Source organism: Marinobacterium sp. xm-g-48 (assembly GCF_013282925.1).
Lineage (GTDB): Bacteria > Pseudomonadota > Gammaproteobacteria > Pseudomonadales > Balneatricaceae > Marinobacterium_E.
Genome location: NZ_WBYQ01000001.1, coordinates 643,737 through 660,353, shown reverse-complemented (window position 1 = coordinate 660,353; position 16,617 = coordinate 643,737). Strand labels below are relative to the sequence as shown.

The 16,617-nt window shown below is 46.6% G+C and carries 16 protein-coding genes, 5 tRNA genes and 2 riboswitches; of the genes, 7 read left to right on the top strand and 14 right to left on the bottom strand.

The features are described from left to right. The first annotated feature begins 112 nt into the window (after positions 1-112). From XMG48_RS03420 to XMG48_RS03405, 4 genes are all read left to right on the top strand, one after another. A tRNA-Met gene (locus tag XMG48_RS03420) sits at positions 113-189 on the top strand. Positions 190-192: 3 nt separating this feature from the next. Then, positions 193-267, top strand: a tRNA-Gln gene (locus XMG48_RS03415). Positions 268-285: 18 nt separating this feature from the next. Then, a tRNA-Met gene (locus tag XMG48_RS03410) sits at positions 286-362 on the top strand. Positions 363-366: 4 nt separating this feature from the next. Continuing rightward, positions 367-441 (top strand) — tRNA-Gln (locus XMG48_RS03405). Between the two features lie 322 nt (positions 442-763). Here the strand turns inward: XMG48_RS03405 and serB are convergent. The 7 genes from serB to queA all read right to left on the bottom strand — a co-directional run bounded on the left by serB (position 764) and on the right by queA (position 9,984). Next, positions 764-1,975: a phosphoserine phosphatase SerB gene (gene serB / locus XMG48_RS03400; protein WP_173480637.1), complete on the bottom strand. Its 1,212-nt coding sequence runs from the start codon at positions 1,973-1,975 to the stop codon at positions 764-766. Positions 1,976-2,018: 43 nt separating this feature from the next. Further along, the gene (gene rnr, locus XMG48_RS03395) at positions 2,019-4,493 is read right to left on the bottom strand and encodes a ribonuclease R (protein ID WP_173480636.1); all 2,475 of its coding nucleotides are present in this window, start codon (positions 4,491-4,493) and stop codon (positions 2,019-2,021) included. A 78-nt stretch (positions 4,494-4,571) separates the two neighbouring features. Beyond that, on the bottom strand, positions 4,572-5,492 hold the full coding sequence (gene secF / locus XMG48_RS03390) for a protein translocase subunit SecF (RefSeq protein WP_173480635.1): 921 nt from the start codon (positions 5,490-5,492) through the stop codon (positions 4,572-4,574). A gap of 12 nt (positions 5,493-5,504) precedes the next feature. Continuing rightward, entirely contained in the window at positions 5,505-7,358 is a 1,854-nt protein-coding gene (gene secD, locus XMG48_RS03385; RefSeq protein WP_173480634.1) for a protein translocase subunit SecD, read from the bottom strand. A 70-nt stretch (positions 7,359-7,428) separates the two neighbouring features. Beyond that, entirely contained in the window at positions 7,429-7,758 is a 330-nt protein-coding gene (gene yajC, locus XMG48_RS03380; protein WP_173480633.1) for a preprotein translocase subunit YajC, read from the bottom strand. A gap of 42 nt (positions 7,759-7,800) precedes the next feature. Beyond that, the gene (gene tgt / locus XMG48_RS03375) at positions 7,801-8,919 is read right to left on the bottom strand and encodes a tRNA guanosine(34) transglycosylase Tgt (RefSeq protein ID WP_173480763.1); all 1,119 of its coding nucleotides are present in this window, start codon (positions 8,917-8,919) and stop codon (positions 7,801-7,803) included. A gap of 30 nt (positions 8,920-8,949) precedes the next feature. Beyond that, the gene (gene queA / locus XMG48_RS03370) at positions 8,950-9,984 is read right to left on the bottom strand and encodes a tRNA preQ1(34) S-adenosylmethionine ribosyltransferase-isomerase QueA (RefSeq protein ID WP_173480632.1); all 1,035 of its coding nucleotides are present in this window, start codon (positions 9,982-9,984) and stop codon (positions 8,950-8,952) included. A 109-nt stretch (positions 9,985-10,093) separates the two neighbouring features. On the opposite strand from queA, the gene XMG48_RS03365 reads away from it, so the two are divergent. From XMG48_RS03365 to XMG48_RS03355, 3 genes are all read left to right on the top strand, one after another. Beyond that, positions 10,094-10,179 (top strand) — tRNA-Leu (locus XMG48_RS03365). 108 nt (positions 10,180-10,287) lie between these two features. After that, entirely contained in the window at positions 10,288-11,454 is a 1,167-nt protein-coding gene (locus XMG48_RS03360) for a DUF6538 domain-containing protein (protein WP_173480631.1), read from the top strand. A gap of 63 nt (positions 11,455-11,517) precedes the next feature. Continuing rightward, positions 11,518-12,162: a TMEM165/GDT1 family protein gene (locus XMG48_RS03355; RefSeq protein WP_217363803.1), complete on the top strand. Its 645-nt coding sequence runs from the start codon at positions 11,518-11,520 to the stop codon at positions 12,160-12,162. 137 nt (positions 12,163-12,299) lie between these two features. On the opposite strand, the gene XMG48_RS03350 is transcribed toward XMG48_RS03355, so the two are convergent. From XMG48_RS03350 to thiM, 7 genes are all read right to left on the bottom strand, one after another. After that, on the bottom strand, positions 12,300-12,713 hold the full coding sequence (locus XMG48_RS03350) for a cytochrome c (protein WP_173480629.1): 414 nt from the start codon (positions 12,711-12,713) through the stop codon (positions 12,300-12,302). After that, positions 12,710-12,919, bottom strand: coding sequence for a heavy-metal-associated domain-containing protein (locus tag XMG48_RS03345; RefSeq protein WP_173480628.1), 210 nt, complete (start codon positions 12,917-12,919; stop codon positions 12,710-12,712). Before XMG48_RS03345 ends, XMG48_RS03350 begins: the two co-directional genes overlap by 4 nt. Positions 12,920-12,935: 16 nt before the next feature. Next, positions 12,936-13,403, bottom strand: a complete 468-nt coding sequence (locus tag XMG48_RS03340; protein WP_173480627.1) for a c-type cytochrome — start codon at positions 13,401-13,403, stop codon at positions 12,936-12,938. 6 nt (positions 13,404-13,409) lie between these two features. Then, positions 13,410-13,877 (bottom strand): cytochrome c, encoded by a 468-nt coding sequence (locus XMG48_RS03335; RefSeq protein WP_173480626.1) that lies wholly within the window; start codon positions 13,875-13,877, stop codon positions 13,410-13,412. Positions 13,878-14,056: 179 nt separating this feature from the next. Continuing rightward, positions 14,057-14,854, bottom strand: a complete 798-nt coding sequence (gene thiD, locus XMG48_RS03330; RefSeq protein WP_173480625.1) for a bifunctional hydroxymethylpyrimidine kinase/phosphomethylpyrimidine kinase — start codon at positions 14,852-14,854, stop codon at positions 14,057-14,059. Next, complete coding sequence (thiE, locus tag XMG48_RS03325; protein ID WP_173480624.1) at positions 14,851-15,471, bottom strand: thiamine phosphate synthase; 621 nt, start codon at positions 15,469-15,471, stop codon at positions 14,851-14,853. Before thiE ends, thiD begins: the two co-directional genes overlap by 4 nt. Beyond that, positions 15,468-16,253: a hydroxyethylthiazole kinase gene (gene thiM / locus XMG48_RS03320; protein ID WP_173480623.1), complete on the bottom strand. Its 786-nt coding sequence runs from the start codon at positions 16,251-16,253 to the stop codon at positions 15,468-15,470. Before thiM ends, thiE begins: the two co-directional genes overlap by 4 nt. Positions 16,254-16,297: 44 nt before the next feature. After that, positions 16,298-16,386, bottom strand: a riboswitch (TPP riboswitch). 70 nt (positions 16,387-16,456) lie between these two features. Continuing rightward, a riboswitch (TPP riboswitch) is annotated at positions 16,457-16,559 on the top strand. The last annotated feature ends 58 nt before the right edge of the window (positions 16,560-16,617 follow it).

The following is a 16,617-nucleotide window of genomic DNA, read 5'->3' as shown; positions in this document are numbered from 1 at the left end:
ATTGATCAGCGATTGATCGATTCACAATTTTATCAGGCCGAATTTGGGTTTTTCCCTTAGATTCTATTGACATAGAAGCCTATAGAAGGAATAATTCGCGGCCTTGAAAGATGGCAATGTAGCTCAGTTGGTTAGAGCAACGCATTCATAATGCGTGGGTCACAGGTTCGAATCCCGTCATTGCCACCATCTAGGGGTATAGCCAAGTGGTAAGGCAGGAGGTTTTGATCCTCCCATGCGCAGGTTCGAGTCCTGCTACCCCTGCCATCTAAGTCTTTCAAGCATGGCAATGTAGCTCAGTTGGTTAGAGCAACGCATTCATAATGCGTGGGTCACAGGTTCGAATCCCGTCATTGCCACCATTCTAGGGGTATAGCCAAGTGGTAAGGCAGGAGGTTTTGATCCTCCCATGCGCAGGTTCGAGTCCTGCTACCCCTGCCATTTTTTTGAGTAATACTGCTTCATCACCACATCAATCTCATATTTCCATCGCGACCTTTTCAAGGACGCTCCAACAGTTAAAACTAAACACTAATGACTTTAGCATTGTTGGAGCCTTATCGCAGATGAGGCGATTTTCTAGGTATTGATCGCGACCTTTTCAAGGACGCTCCAACAGTTAAAACTAAACACTAGTGACTTTAGCATTGTTGGAGCCTTATCGCAGATGAGGCGATTTTCTGGGTATTGATCGCGACCTCTTTAAGAGATGCTTCAACAAAAAACCTCGCCGTGGCGAGGTTTTTTTGATTCAGACGCTCAATCACACATCCCGATCGCGGAAACCAATCAGGTAGAGAATGCCATCTAGGCCTAGGGTGCTGATCGACTGCTTAGCATTCTCACGCACTAGAGGTTTCGCTCTAAAGGCAATGCCTAAGCCCGCGATAGAGAGCATTGGCAGGTCGTTTGCACCATCCCCCACTGCGATGGTCTGTTCTAGAGAGACACCCTCTTTGGCAGCAATCTCACGCAGCAGCTCCGCTTTACGCTCACCATTGACTACCGTACCGACCACTTTACCGGTCACTTTGCCATCTTGGATGTCGAGCTCATTAGCGTGAATGTAATCAAAACCTAAGCGCTTCTGCAGGAACTTAGCAAAGTAGGTAAAGCCACCTGAAAGGATGGCAGTCTTATATCCAGTGCGTTTAAGCTGTGACATTAACTGTTCGGCACCTTCGGTCATTTTCAGGCGCTGAGCGATGCCTTCAAGGACCGACTCATCCAACCCTTCTAGCAGAGCAACACGACGCTTAAAGCTATCATTGAAGTCGATTTCACCGCGCATAGCCGCTTCGGTAATCTCAGAAACTTGCTCGCCAACACCGGCCTCTTTGGCCAGTTCATCGATCACTTCCGCTTCAATCAGTGTCGAGTCCATATCGAACACCACCAGACGGCGGTTACGACGATAGATGTCGTCACGCTGGAAGGCGATATCCACACCCAGCTCTGATGCCAAAGTTAGCAGAGTCGCTCGCACTTCAGCTTCATCCGCAGACATATCACGTACAGAGAACTCGACACAGGCTTTACTGCTCTCCTCTTCAACTGCATCAATTGAGACGCGACCAGATAGGCGTGAGATGTTATCGATATTAAGATCGTAACGCGCAGCCACCTCAGTCACTTTGGCGATATGCTCAGCCGAAATGCGTCGTGCTAGCAGAGTGATGATGTGACGTGACTTACCCTGTGCACCGACCCAGCTTTGGTACTCATCTAGAGTGACCGGTTCAAAGCGCGGCACCATGTTCATCTCGTGCGCTTTGAACAGCAGATCACGCAGCAGCGGTGAAGATTCAGCCTCATGAGGTACTTTTAACAGTAAACCTAGGGATAGGGTGTTGTGAATGACTGCTTGACCGATGTCTAGAACCTCAACATCGTATTTAGCCAAAATCGTAGTAATACCCGCGGTGACGCCCGGTTTATCGGAACCAGACAAGGTCAACAAAATCAGTTCGTTCATTCTCTTACTCGAGTCAAAGAAAGCTGTATGCGATTATACCCAGTTAAGAGCGCTTGCGCTTAGACGCGCCGCTCTTTTTTGCTCCACGGCTTTTGCTGGCTGTCTTACCGCCAAACTTTTCACCCGAGCTACCGCCTGAACGACCACCGCTTGAACGCCCAGAGCCTGAACCCTTAACGCGCGCACCTGATTTAGCACCACCCTTACCTTTCTGATCAAACAGCCCCATGGCCAAACGCTCTCGGACTGATGGTTTTTTCGTCGGTTTGTTTTTCTCTGAATCGAGCAGTTCGAAATCGATCTTACGCTCATCCAGATTGACTTGTGCAACGCGCACGCCTAATCGATCACCTAGCTTAAAGACGCGTCTTGTACGTTCGCCGATCAAACGCTGCTTGCCCGCTTCGAACTGGTAGTAATCACTTGGTAGGCTAGTGATATGAACGAGGCCATCGACAAAAAGATCATCCAACTCAACAAATACACCAAAGCCTGTTACCGCAGAGACAACGCCAGTGAACTCTTCACCAATCTGGCTCTGCATGTACTCACACTTCAGCCAAGAGACCACGTCACGTGTCGCCTCATCGGCACGACGCTCAGTCATCGAGCAGTGTTCACCGAATTGCAGCATCTGCTCTGCACTGTAGTTCATGACAAAGCTTGGGTTGCGTACAAAACCATCCGGTCTCGCTGCCCCTTTAATCTTCTTATCTTCGTGAATCGCTGATCGAATCATCCGGTGGACAAGAAGATCAGGGTAACGTCGAATCGGTGAGGTAAAGTGAGTGTACTCCTCATACGCCAAACCAAAGTGGCCATGATTATCAGGGCTATACACAGCCTGCTGCATCGAGCGAAGCATCATGGTTTGGATAATGTGTCGATCCGGGCGGTTTTCGATCGCCGACGCCAGTTTAAGATAGTCTTTAGGCTCCGGTGAATCACCACCCGGCAGCGCCAAACCCAACTCTCCTAAAAAGGCACGCAGGTTTTCCAGACGCTGCTCTTTAGGGCCGTCATGGATACGGTAGATAGCAGGTTTTTTGCGCTTCGCTAAGAACTTAGCCGTTGCCACATTGGCAGCCAACATACACTCTTCGATGAGCTTATGCGCATCATTACGTGTCACAGGTACTATGTTCTGAATCTTACGCTCATCACTAAAGACGATACGTGTTTCGGTGGTATCGAAATCGATCGCTCCACGATCATCGCGCGCTTCGCGAAGTCGGTGGAACAACCCATGAAGCGTCTGTAGGTGAGGTAGCACCTGTTTATATTGATCACGCCATAACTCAGCGTCAGCCGAGTCATCATCGCGATCCAACATAGCACCCACTTTGGTGTAGGTCAGACGGGCTTTAGAGTTTATGATCCCTTCAAAAAACTCCGCATCACCGATAGAGCCATCTCGTTTAATATTGAGCTTACAGACCATCGCCAAACGATCAACGTTGGGATTCAGCGAACAGAGTCCGTTGGATAACAGCTCAGGCAGCATCGGCACAACATACTCGGGGAAGTAGACCGAGTTACCCCGTTTAACCGCCTCTTTATCCAGCTCGCTATTCGGTTTGACATAGTAAGAGACATCCGCAATGGCTACCCATAGACGCCAGCCACCCATACGCTTCTTCTCAGCATAGACAGCATCATCAAAGTCGCGAGCATCTTCACCATCAATCGTGACAAACGGGAGATCACGCAGATCGACACGATTGGTCTTGTCCTTTTCCCTAACCTCAGGAGTTAAATCACCGATCTCTTGATGGACGCCGGCACTCCACTCATTGGGAATGTCGTGGTTATGAATGGCAACTTGAATCTCCATGCCCGGCGCCAAGTGATCACCCAGTACTTCAACCACTTTGGCGCGCGCCGGGTGGCGTTTATCCGGTTGTTGAACCAACTCAACAACAATCAGCTGGCCATCTTCGTATTTAAGATCTTTATCAGGATCCGGCATGACCACAATCTGATTGGTAATACGCTGATTTTCTGGGATCAATGAGCCGAAACCATTCTCACCATCAAAACGTCCCACCACCTTTTTCAAAGGACGTTCTAGCAGTTCAATCACTTTACCTTCAGGTCGACCACGATGGTCAGACCCGATCTCTTGAACAAGAACACGGTCGCCATCAAATAGCTGCTTCATCTGGCGAGCACTGATAAACAGATCATCACCTCCGGCATCGGGCTTCACAAAGCCAAAGCCATCACGGTGACCAATGACACGACCTGGAATCAGATCCATCTTCTCAATCAAGCCGAATTGATTGCGACGATCCGAAATCAACTGCCCATCACGGCACATTGCGATCAAACGACGACGCACCGCTTCAATATCATCTGGATGACTGAGCTTGAGCTCGGCACACAGGTGCGCATGGCTTATAGGAGCACCCCACTTACGAAGAAACTCAATAATGTAGTCTCGACTGGGCACAGGTCGGTCGTATTTACCCGCCTCTTCCTGTGCGTTAGGGTCATTTTCGCGCCACTGTTTACTCATTAATCATCCAATCCATAAAAGTGTTTCATTCATATTAACCTGAAATAAAAAAGCCGGCATCATGAGCCGGCTTTAGCGTTAGGGCATTTCGTCTATTTCTGACTCTTCTTTAGGCGGAGGAATCAGATCCTCTTTCGTAATCTTGAGTGCCAACAGCAGATTCGCTGCGACATAGATTGAAGAGTAGGTACCAATTACAACACCCGCCAGCAATGCAATCGCAAAACCACGAATCGTCTCACCACCGAAGACCAACAGCGCAACCAGCACAAGCGCGGTAGTTAAAGAGGTCACCAATGTACGGCTCAACGTCTGCGACAGCGAGCTGTTCAATATCTCAAGCGGACCACCTTTACGCATGATGCGGAAGTTTTCACGGATACGGTCATAGACAACTATCGTATCGTTCAACGAGTAACCGATCACCGCAAGCACCGCCGCTAAAACTGTCAGATCGAAATCCAACTGCATGATCGAGAAGAAGCCAAGCACGATGGTCACGTCGTGAACCAAGGCCAATACAGCACCAAGAGAGAACTTGAATTGGAAACGGAACGCTAGGTAAACCATGATCATCGCAAGCGCCAGCAGCATGCCTAGGCCACCCTGTTCGCGAAGCTCTTCACCGACCTGTGCACCGACGTACTCGTTGCGACGCAACTCGACTGCCGAGCCATCAGCTTTAAGCGCCTCAACCACTTTGTCACCCAACTTAGGGTCGTGCGTCTCACCCAAGCGGATTAGCACATCGGTACTGGACCCAAAGTTTTGCACAACAGCATCTTCATAACCCGCCGTCGACAGCTGCTGACGAATAAGGTTCAGATCCGCTGAGGCTTCATAACCCACTTCAACCAAGCTACCGCCTGTGAAGTCGAGACCAAAGCGAAGACCGTTAACCGCTAATGACGCGACTGAGGCGATCATCAAAACGATCGAGAAGATACCAAAGGCCTTACGTAGGCCCATGAAATTATAGAGTTTATGAACTTCTGACATCTCTAGACCTCCTTACAGCTTGATCGACTTAAGTTGTTTGCCGCCATACACCAGATTCACCATCAGGCGAGTCACAAGAATGGCTGTAAACATTGAGGTCAAAATACCGACTGACAGCGTAATTGCGAACCCTTTCACCGGCCCCGTACCCATCGCAAATAGGATCAACGCTGCGATCAATGTCGTGACGTTGGCATCCAGGATCGTTGTGAAGGCACGTGCAAAACCGGAGTGAATCGCTGACTGCACCGGCATGCCGACTTTAAGCTCCTCTTTGATGCGCTCAAAGATCAGCACGTTGGCATCCACCGCCATACCGACAGTCAAAACAATACCTGCTATACCAGGCAGGGTCAGCGTGGCTGAAAGAATCGACATAACCGACACCAACATCACCAAGTTCAGTGTCAATGCAATGTTGGCAATTAGACCGAATACACGGTAGTAAGCCAGCATAAAGAGCATCACCAACGCGAAACCAATTTGAACGGACGTCAAACCAAGCTCGATGTTTTCAGCACCCATCGATGGACCTACGGTGCGCTCTTCGACGAAGTAGATAGGTGCTGCTAGTGCACCAGCGCGTAGCAACAGCGCCAGCTCAGACGCTTCTTGCGGGTTATCTAGACCGGTAATACGGAAGCTAGAGCCCAACGCACTCTGAATCGTTGCAAGGGAGATGATCTTCTTCTCAACGTATGGCACACGTTTTTCAACCTGCTGACCATCAACAGTCTCAGTCACCATACGCGCCTTAAACTCGACAAACAGAACCGCCATGCGACGTTGAATAGCATCACGCGTCGTGCGGTTCATTAACTGACCCCCTTTGGAATCAAGGCTGATTGATACCTGAGGCATGCCGTTCTCATCGAAGTTCGACTGCGCATTAGAGACGCTAGAACCGGTAATGATGACATCACGCTCAAGATTCGCTTTACGGTTCTCGTCTGAACGGAATGGGTAGGTTTCAGTCAGCGCACGAGAGGTGTCAGGTTTTGCTTCTAGACGGAACTCAAGGTTAGCCGTTTTACCAATGATACGTTTGGCGGCGGCCGCATCCTGAATACCCGGCAACTGAACCACGATACGGTTACGACCTTGACGCTGTACCAGCGGCTCAGCCACACCCAGTTCGTTGACACGGTTACGCAGCGTTGTCAGGTTCTGCTTAACGGCATAATCTTCAATATCACGCAGTGTCTGCTCACTCAAAGAGATCTGCAGGCTCGAGTAGTCCTCTTCATCCAGATCAGTGATCAAAAACTCCTGGTAGCTCTTTCTGAGTAGCGAAGAGGCCTCATCACGCGTAGCAGCATCGGCAAAGCGAACCGCTAGCGTACCATCATCCAGAGTCTCTACCTGACGGTAACGCAGACGCTCTTTACGCAGGTTAGATTTGATCTCACTGACGTACACTTCAAGACGCTGAGAGACGGCAGTCACCATATCCACTTCTAGCAGGAAGTGGACACCACCACGAAGGTCCAGACCCAGTTTCATTGGGCCGGCACCGATGTCTGTCAGCCAGCTAGGTGTCGTGGGTGCTAGGTTTAAAGCTACGGTGTAATTTTCACCCAGGATACGGCCGATCACTTCACGGCCACGTAGCTGAGCATCACCATCGGCAAAGCGGATCAGACCTTTACCCTCTTCTGCTTCAAGCGATTTGTACTCGATCTGGTTGTTATCCAGAGCAGCCGTCACGCGAGCAAGAGTGCGATCATCCACTTTAAAATCTTGTTTGGAACCCGACACTTGAACCGCAAAGTCGTCAGGGTATAGGTTTGGCATAGCGTAGATAGCTGCGAACAAAAGTGTCACAACAATCATCAAGCTTTTCCAAAGGGGAAAACGATTGAGCATTACAGGCCCATCCTTTTAAAAACAGAAAAGCGCCGTTACCGTTCAGTAACAGCGCTGTAAGCAAGGTCGATTAAATACCTTTAATAGTGCCTTTTGGCAGTTCAGACGCAACGTGAGTCTTCTGGAACTTAAGCTCAACACCTTCTGATACTTCAAGTGCAATGTAGTCGTCAGATACACGAACAACCTTACCGATGATACCGCCAGCAGTGATCACTTCATCACCTTTAGCAAGACCAGAAACCAGTGCTTTGTGCTCCTTCTGACGTTTTGCTTGTGGGCGCCACATGAAGAAGTAGAAGATCAGACCGAAACCCAGTAGGAAAATAAGGTTAAACATACCTGGATCGGTAGCACCAGCTGCACCTTCAGCGTAAGCAGGTGAAATAAAGAAGCTCATTAAAAGCACTCCTGTAACATCATTTATATAAGTTTATTTAAGTTATTCAGCCAACGCTGGCGTTTCCATGCCACGTCGACGGTAGAACTCATCTACGAAGGCGGTCAATGTACCCTGTTCAAGGGCTCCACGCAAACCTGCCATCAAGTCTTGGTAGTAGTGCAAGTTGTGAATCGTATTCAACTGCGAACCTAGAATCTCGCCGCACTTATCAAGGTGGTGCAGGTAAGATCGACTGAAGTTCTGACAGGTGTAACAACCGCACTCCGCATCCACTGGTCCAATATCTGTTTTATGGGACGAGTTACGGATTTTTACAACCCCTTCACGGGTAAATAAAAAGCCGTTTCGTGCATTACGGGTTGGCATGACACAATCGAACATATCAACCCCACGACGCACCCCTTCCACCAAATCTTCAGGCTTACCCACGCCCATCAGATAACGTGGCTTATCCTCCGGCATCTTATGCGCCAAATGATCCAACACTTTGATCATCTCATGCTTAGGCTCACCCACCGACAGACCACCAATCGCATAGCCGTCAAAGCCAATATTAGTGAGCCCCTCTAGAGATTCATCACGCAGGTGTTCATACATACCACCCTGCACAATACCGAACAGAGCCGAAGGACTTTCACCGTGCGCATCTTTAGATCGCTGTGCCCATCGCAGAGAGAGACGCATAGAGTCAGCCGCCTCCTGCTCAGTGGCAGGGTAAGGCGTACACTCATCAAAGATCATGACGATGTCAGACCCTAGCTTGCGCTGGACTTCCATCGAGACTTCGGGGCTGACAAAGACCTTATCGCCATTCACAGGCGATTGAAAAGAGACACCCTCTTCTGTGATCTTGCGCATTTTACCTAGGCTAAATACCTGGAAACCGCCTGAATCTGTCAGTATCGGTTTATCCCACTGCATAAAGTCGTGCAGATCGCCATGAAGTTCGATCAGATCGGTACCAGGACGCAACATCAGGTGGAATGTGTTACCTAATAAGATATGAGCACCTGTCGCCTCAACATCACGTGGCAGCATACCCTTTACAGTTCCATAGGTACCCACAGGCATAAACGCAGGGGTTTCGACCTCACCACGCGGGAAGGTCAAACGACCACGACGCGCTTTACCTTCGCTCGTAATCGTCTCAAATTTCATAAAACAGTGACGGCTCATCTACTTTCCTGCTTAACCTTGGGTGTTGCGCGTTAAGAACATCGCATCACCGTAACTAAAAAATCGATATTTCTGTTCAACGGCCTCTTTATAAGCCGCCATGGTGGTTTCATATCCAGCAAACGCAGAGACCAACATCAACAGTGTCGACTCCGGTAGGTGGAAATTGGTGACCAGAGCATCCACCACTTTGTATTGATAGCCTGGGTAGATAAAGATCTGCGTATCGCCAAAAGTTGGCTCAATACGGCCTGATTGGGCTGCTGATTCAAGCGAGCGCACACTGGTCGTTCCCACCGCAATGACTCGATTCCCCCTCGCCTTGACCGCGTTTACCGCATCACATACCGATTGATCGACCTCGATGTACTCGGCATGCATCTCATGGTTTTTAATGTCATCCACCTTTACTGGACGAAAGGTACCCGCGCCGACATGCAGAGTGACAAACGCACGCTCTACACCTTTGGCTTCTAACTTAGCGATCAACTCATCATCAAAGTGCAGACCAGCAGTTGGCGCTGCGACAGCCCCGGGCTTTTTGTTGTAAACAGTCTGATAACGTTCACGGTCAGAGAGTTGGTCCTCACGTTTGATATATGGCGGCAATGGCATGTGGCCAACACGCTCTAGCGCTTCAATGATCGACTCGTCAATATCAAACTGCAGATCGAACAGGCCATTTTCACGACCTACGACCTCTGCGTTTATACCCCCTTCGAACTGCAGTTTAGCGCCCTCTTTTGGAGTACGACTGGCACGCAGATGGACAAGGGCACGCTTCTCACCGATGACACGCTCCACCAACAACTCAACCTTTCCGCCACTCTCTTTCTGCCCAAACAGACGTGCCGGAATGACCCGAGTATCGTTAAAGACCATCAGATCACCAGGTTCGACCAGATCGAGAATGTCGCCAAACGAGCCATGCACACGTTCACCCGTATTCCCATCGACCTGCAACAGGCGACTGGCGGTACGTTGTTCTAACGGGAAGTGTGCGATCAACTCTTCAGGCAGATCAAAATCAAAATCACTAAGCTTCATAGATACCGAGCGTTAAAATTGCGGGGCGCAAATATTAACAAAATCTACTTAAAAACGTCACAGAAGATTGACCTATTCTGAAACCCGCTTATAATGCGCCACACTCTCTGCCGGTGTGGTGGAATTGGTAGACACGACGGATTCAAAATCCGTTGCCTATAAAGCGTGTCGGTTCGAGTCCGACCATCGGTACCATTTATTTGGTATAGATTACAGAGAGACACTTTAGAAACCTTGAGATCCCTTAAGGTATCCCATTGTTTTCCTTGCGAATCCTCATGATCCGCGTCCAAGGAGTAGACAATGGCGTATACACAAAAGCATCCTTCGTACACCTTCGTTAAAGACTCTATCTATTATTTTTCTAGAGCTGTTCCTAGCGATCTTAGACACCACTACAAGTCTTCAAGGATTGTTCAGAGCCTTCGCACCAAATCATCTACACGAGCAGCAACAGCATCTAAACTTCTTTCATCTCGCTTAGATGACTACTGGCTAGGTCTGCGTCTTAAGGAGATGAACGTGCCTGCAGCACACCTACTGACCTCTCAAGCAACAACCAACCTGGACTCCACTCTTCCTACAATTGATGAAGCTATGGAGACTTACCTTTCAGTTAAGGGGCGGAGTAAAGGAAAGTATTTCTTTAGCCATACCAAGAGAGCCATAGGATATCTGAATGAATGCTTGGGTCTTCGCTGCTTAGACCAATACACAACAGCAGACGCATCCAAACTAAGAGACTGGCTGCTTGAACGTGGGCTTCAAATGAGTTCCATTCAGCGTAATTTCACGTGTATTAAAGCCGTTGTGTCTTTTGCAATTAATGAGCTTGGTCTTGAGTGTAATAACGCGTTCCAAGGTGTTTACCTTGCTAATGATAGTGATAAGCATAAGCGCCTGCCCATTCCATTAGATAGCATCAAAAAGATTCAACAGGAATGCATGGTTTTAGATGATGACCTAAGACATCTCATAGCTCTCATAAGCGACACAGGTATACGTTTAGGAGAGGCTGTAGGGCTTCTTAGAACAGATATTATCCTTGAAGCAGAAACACCGCATATCATAATCCAAAAGCACTCACACAGGCCCTTAAAGACCTCTGCAAGCGCTAGAGTTATTCCTCTCGTAAGGTCTTCATTGTGGGCTGCTAAACGACTCCTAGAGAGCCCCCTAAATGAGTTTTGCTTCCCAAGATATGCAAACCAAAATGAATGTAAAACAAACTCTGCAAGCGCCGCTTTGAACAAGTGGATAAAAATAATTGCAGGAAAGGACGCCGTTATTCACGGACTACGCCACAGTTTTAGAGATAGATTGAGAGCAGCAGATGCACCTTCAGAACTTATAGACCAGTTAGGTGGCTGGAGTGTTCAAAGTGTTGGGCAAGGCTATGGTAATGGCTACCCACTTAAAACCTTGCACAACTGGATGACCAGAGCTATGCGCGTTAATGATGACGACTAACGGCACAAAGTAGCCATATTATGAAGATCAATTTAATGTAACGAATTAACTAAAAAGTTTCTTTTGAAAAGATTAGAATCTTTAAAACTCCATAAGGCTCCTATTGTGATTCAGTCTGAGTTTGTTACAACTTTGGTCTCTACATTTTCTTTAGTTTCACTAGCAGAAATTGGCGATAAAAGTCTGTTGGTCTGTATGGCGCTTGCTACACGCTACCGTCATTGGCCAGTATTTTGGGGTGCAGCAATAGCATTTCTAGTCTTAAACTTGCTAGCTGTTATTTTTGGTTCAACCATAGCGGCGTTGGTACCTGAATCAATAATTTTAGCGACTGTAGCAGTGATGTTTATCGTTTTTGGTGTGTTGGCACTTAGAGCTACCGAAGATGAGGAAGATATTGAGCTAGAAGAGAAAGCGAGTCATGGTATCTTCATAACAACCTTTTTAATGATTTTAGTTTCAGAGTTTGGTGATAAAACCCAAATAGCTGTAGCGGCATTATCAACCACTATGGATGCTCTATCCGTTTGGATTGGCGGTAGCCTAGGTTTGATTGCGATATCCGTATTAGGAATTTGGGCGGGTAAAGCTCTTGTTAGAAAAATCCCGCTTCATTGGCTGCACAGAGCAGGTGGAGTTCTTTTTTTAATGTTTGGTGGCTTTGCAGGGTATAAGTTTATTAGCACTTTAGGCGCTAATTATTTCTGAGCCTAACTTCGTACTTTTCGACTGTGGCAAACCAATTAATTTGTAGTGACGTCTGAAGGTCATAAACAGTCGTCAGCTAAAGAATATTCAGTTGTGGCTCACAAAAAATAACCATGAGCCACGCCCAGACAATCTTTTTACATCTTATGTGGAACCGTTTTGATTCCATTTATCTCCTGCATTTCACGTATATATTGAATGATTGCAGGAACTTGCATGAATGTAATCTGTTCTTGTGCAGGCATATCACCAAATGGCCAGTGATGTTGCCGTGTACCGTTTTTAATAGCACTCACAATAGACTGATTTGAATGATGCCCTGGATTGTAAATTGAGTGAATTAAAGGAGGTCCCTTATCACTACCTGATCCATTTTCACCATGGCATTGCGCACAGTTATCCTTGAATACTTTGGCGCCAAACTTGGCTCTATCGCTCAGCGCACCAGTTTTAACATCGACGTGATTCTCTTTATGACCTGCGTGTACTGGAACACTTAACCCCAGAACAAACGAAGAACAAAGAAGCATTTTTAAACTTTTATTTATCACTGATTTACCACTTCAGATTCATAGCCTGCATCTTGGAGTAGACTTAGAACTTCATTTATGGGTTTTTCTGTCGCCAGTGAAACTGTTTTACTATCAAGATCTACACTGACCTCACTGATTGCAGTATCTGCAGCCAATGCTTCCTGAATTGATGATACGCACCCTCCGCAGTTCATCCCTTCAACATACAATTTAATGTTATTCATAGTAATTTCCTCTACGTTATTTATTGTTAACCATCTCTGTATGTCGTTGAGCCAAGTCCTTAGGCCACTCAGATTTAATATAAGCTAAAACATGCCAAATTTGCTCATCTGTTAGCTTTTTCTTGAACGCTGGCATATTTGATTTGTACTCTTTGCCTGCAATTGCCTGTACACCAAATTTAGTAAGCTTAAACAAAAGCTGATCATCGTGATGCCAAGTGTGTCCTGACTCATCATGCGGTGGAGCGGGTAAGTAGCCCTTTAAATCACGTTGTTTCCAATTAACTTGGCCCTCCAGACTGGAGCCGTGGCAGGAAGCACACTCAGCGAAGTAAATTGCTTTTCCCTTCGCTACAGCCTCTGCATCTTTGTAGGGGATACGCTCATCTGGTTGCTGGAAGCTGAAATATAGAAATAGTGACACTGCAAGTAAGGCACTGATAACGATGACTACAGTGTGATTCAAACTCTTAATTTGGAACATAGTTATTTAATCTTTGTACCTGTCATGACAAGCCTTACAGGACTTCGCTAATTCACCATATGCATCCCTAACAGCATCGAGATCTTGCAATGTGGCGGATTCTACTAGGGTAATTGAATTTAATAGGTAAGTTTGACGATGCGCATCAAATCTACTCCACTCTTGCCAAATTAATGGCATAGCTTCAGATGGCTTTTGGTTTGAACCCACTGGGAAATAGTTAAGCATTTCATTCCCCCACTTTACCAACTTCTCCGACTCTAAAGTGATTGTTTGAAAATCAGGAGCTTTAATCGCCTGCTTGATGGTTTTCATGGATTTCTTAGCCTGCTTAAAATTATCCATTCGCTCCTTAACAACTCCAGTTGCACCAGAGTGTGCATAAGCAGCAAATGCAGCAACAAATAAAACACTGGCCAAGGTAAGTCTAAGTGATTTTTTCCGCATTACTTTTACCTTCAAGATAACTTCCATCAAATCATGCAACCTAAACCTGTCATTAGATTGAAAGGCGATATAAAAACATCAATAGTTACACTTGAAGAATAACTAGCTTCTCCTTTTGACTGAGCTGCAGAGTTTACGCGAAGTGTCTCTTATGGGTCGAATACAGACAACTGCTATGTTGAAGTAACTAAGTTAGGTTCAAACTATTATTCTGCAAGACTCCAAAAGTGATTAGTGGGGCCATGACCATTGCCTACGCAAAGCCTATCTGCTGCTTTAATAGCGTTGGTAATATAACCTTTAGACTCTAAAATGGCTTCTTGGATCGAGTAATTCTTACCAATAAGGGTGGCTAGTGCTGAACTAAGAGTGCATCCTGTTCCATGAGTGTTTTTCGTTTCAAAACGCTTTTCCTCAAACCATATCAGACTGCCGTCGGTTGCTAAAAGGTCTGGACTGTCTTTACCCTTTAGATGCCCTCCCTTAAGTAAAATGGATTCTACTCCTTGATTCAAAAGGTCTTTGGCTTGAGCTTCCATTTCAGCTCTACTAATAGCTTCTTTTTGACCCAGAAGCACAGCAGCCTCCGGAAGATTTGGCGTTATTAAAGTGGCTAGTGGTAGAAGAGAATTTTTTAGTGCATTTACGGCATTTGAATCCAACAAAGGATCACCACTTTTGGCGACCATCACAGGATCTAAAACGATAGGAACATTTTTGGTTTTCAAACATTCTGCGACAGTTGTAATTATTTCGGTTGATCCCAGCATTCCAATTTTTATGGCATCCACACGAATATCATCAAAAATAGCATCTAGCTGAGCTTTGATTAAACTAGCTTCTATCAACTTTACAGCCTTAACCCCAGAGGTGTTCTGTGCAGTCACTGCTGTGATAACCGACATTGCGTAACCACCTAATGCAGAGATAGTTTTAATATCTGCTTGAATGCCCGCCCCACCTGATGAGTCTGAGCCAGCAATAGTAAGAATGTTCTTGATCATGTTTTGCTCCATTCTTTTCTAAGGTTTTCTACCGATTGTTTTGGGTCATCCGAACGTGTAACTGTTGATACAACTGCTATACCTGAAACTCCAATAGATTTAAGAATAGGGATATCAGATGATGACATTCCTCCTATCGCATATGTTGGAATAGATGACTGCTTGACAGCATCTTTCAAACCATCAAACCCAATAGGTGGAGCATGATCTGACTTTGTTTGAGTTGCTCTGATAGGGCCTATACCGAAGTAATCAGCAATCTGCTGATTCGCTTCATTGATTTGAGAACTATGCTCAATGGACAGACCCAAAATTTGAGTTGGGGCAAGTGATGCTTTGATAGCAGCTAATTCACCATCACTCTGACCTACATGAAGTCCGCACTGAGGCAACTCTTTAGCCACGTTTACTCGGTCATTCAGAATTAGCTCACAATCATATCCCTTGAGGTCTTTCATAAGCAGAACTGCTTTACTGAAATAGCCAGCATCACTGATATGTTTGTCACGATACTGAATTAAATGCGCACCGCCTTCAGCCGCAAAGTTAACCTGATCTCTAATAGACCAGGGTGATTCAGTATCGGTGATGACATAAATAGGGCCAAGTCTGTTCACAATGTAACCTGTGAACGACTAGTCACTGCCTCCCCAGACAGAGATGCAAGTGTATCTATGAACTCTACCCAGAACGAACCAGGGCCTTTACATTTATTCTCTGCAATCTCACCCGCTATACCGAAGTACGTTAAAGCTGAAACAGTAGCTTCAAATGATGGTTGACCAATACAGAACGCAGCAATAACGCCATTCAAAGAGCAGCCCATAGTCGTTACTTTACTCATGTAATAGCTGCCATGAGGGATCTCTACAGTTCGCTCACCATCAGTGACGACATCAATCGCCCCCGTAACTGCGACAACAGATCCGAGCTGATTAGCTAGGGTGCATGCTGCATCAATAGCTGACTCTACTGAATCTCGCCCATCAACGCCTTGGCCCGAACTTTCAAGACCAGCGAGAGCCATGATTTCAGACGCATTACCACGTATTACGGTTGGTTTTAAAGCCAGTAATTGTTTAGAGGCTTGTTGTCTATACTTGGTTGCACCAACGCCTACAGGGTCAAATACCCAGGGCTTACTCTGAGAATTCATCTGCTTGGCTGCTTTACACATAGCTTCCAACCAAGCAGGCTCCAGGGTTCCAATATTCACAGTCAGTGCATTTGAAATTGCGGCAAAGTCTTCAACTTCTTCTAGGCTATGCACCATAGCTGGTGATGCACCAGCAGACAGCAAAACATTTGCCATACTGTTCATGGCTACAAAATTAGTGATGTTGTGAACTAGTGGTGATGCAGAACGCATCTGATCAAGGTAGTGTCCGATATTTTCCATGGTCTCTCCAAGGCCACAGAGAGACGGGGAATCCTAGCTTTATGACTAGTGGATTCTCGACTCCCTACGCCAGCATTATCTGGTTCAGGTACTAAGGGTGCTTCTCAGCCTTTTGGCGCCCCTGTCTTTTTTCAATGTATTTTTTACGCTCGCATTTGTAAATAGATCTCTGTTGATTTGTTTCATTTTTGTGTTTATTTTAAAAAAACTTGTCGGAGTGCCTTATTGGCTGAGATCGCACATTGTGCGGGATCCGCAGAACCTGAACGGGTTAGAACCCGCGTAGGGAACAAGATTTCTTGATTCTGCAGTCACCCTTATCTTGGGTCGCCACGTATCTATTCGATACCACTCGACAAGCAAT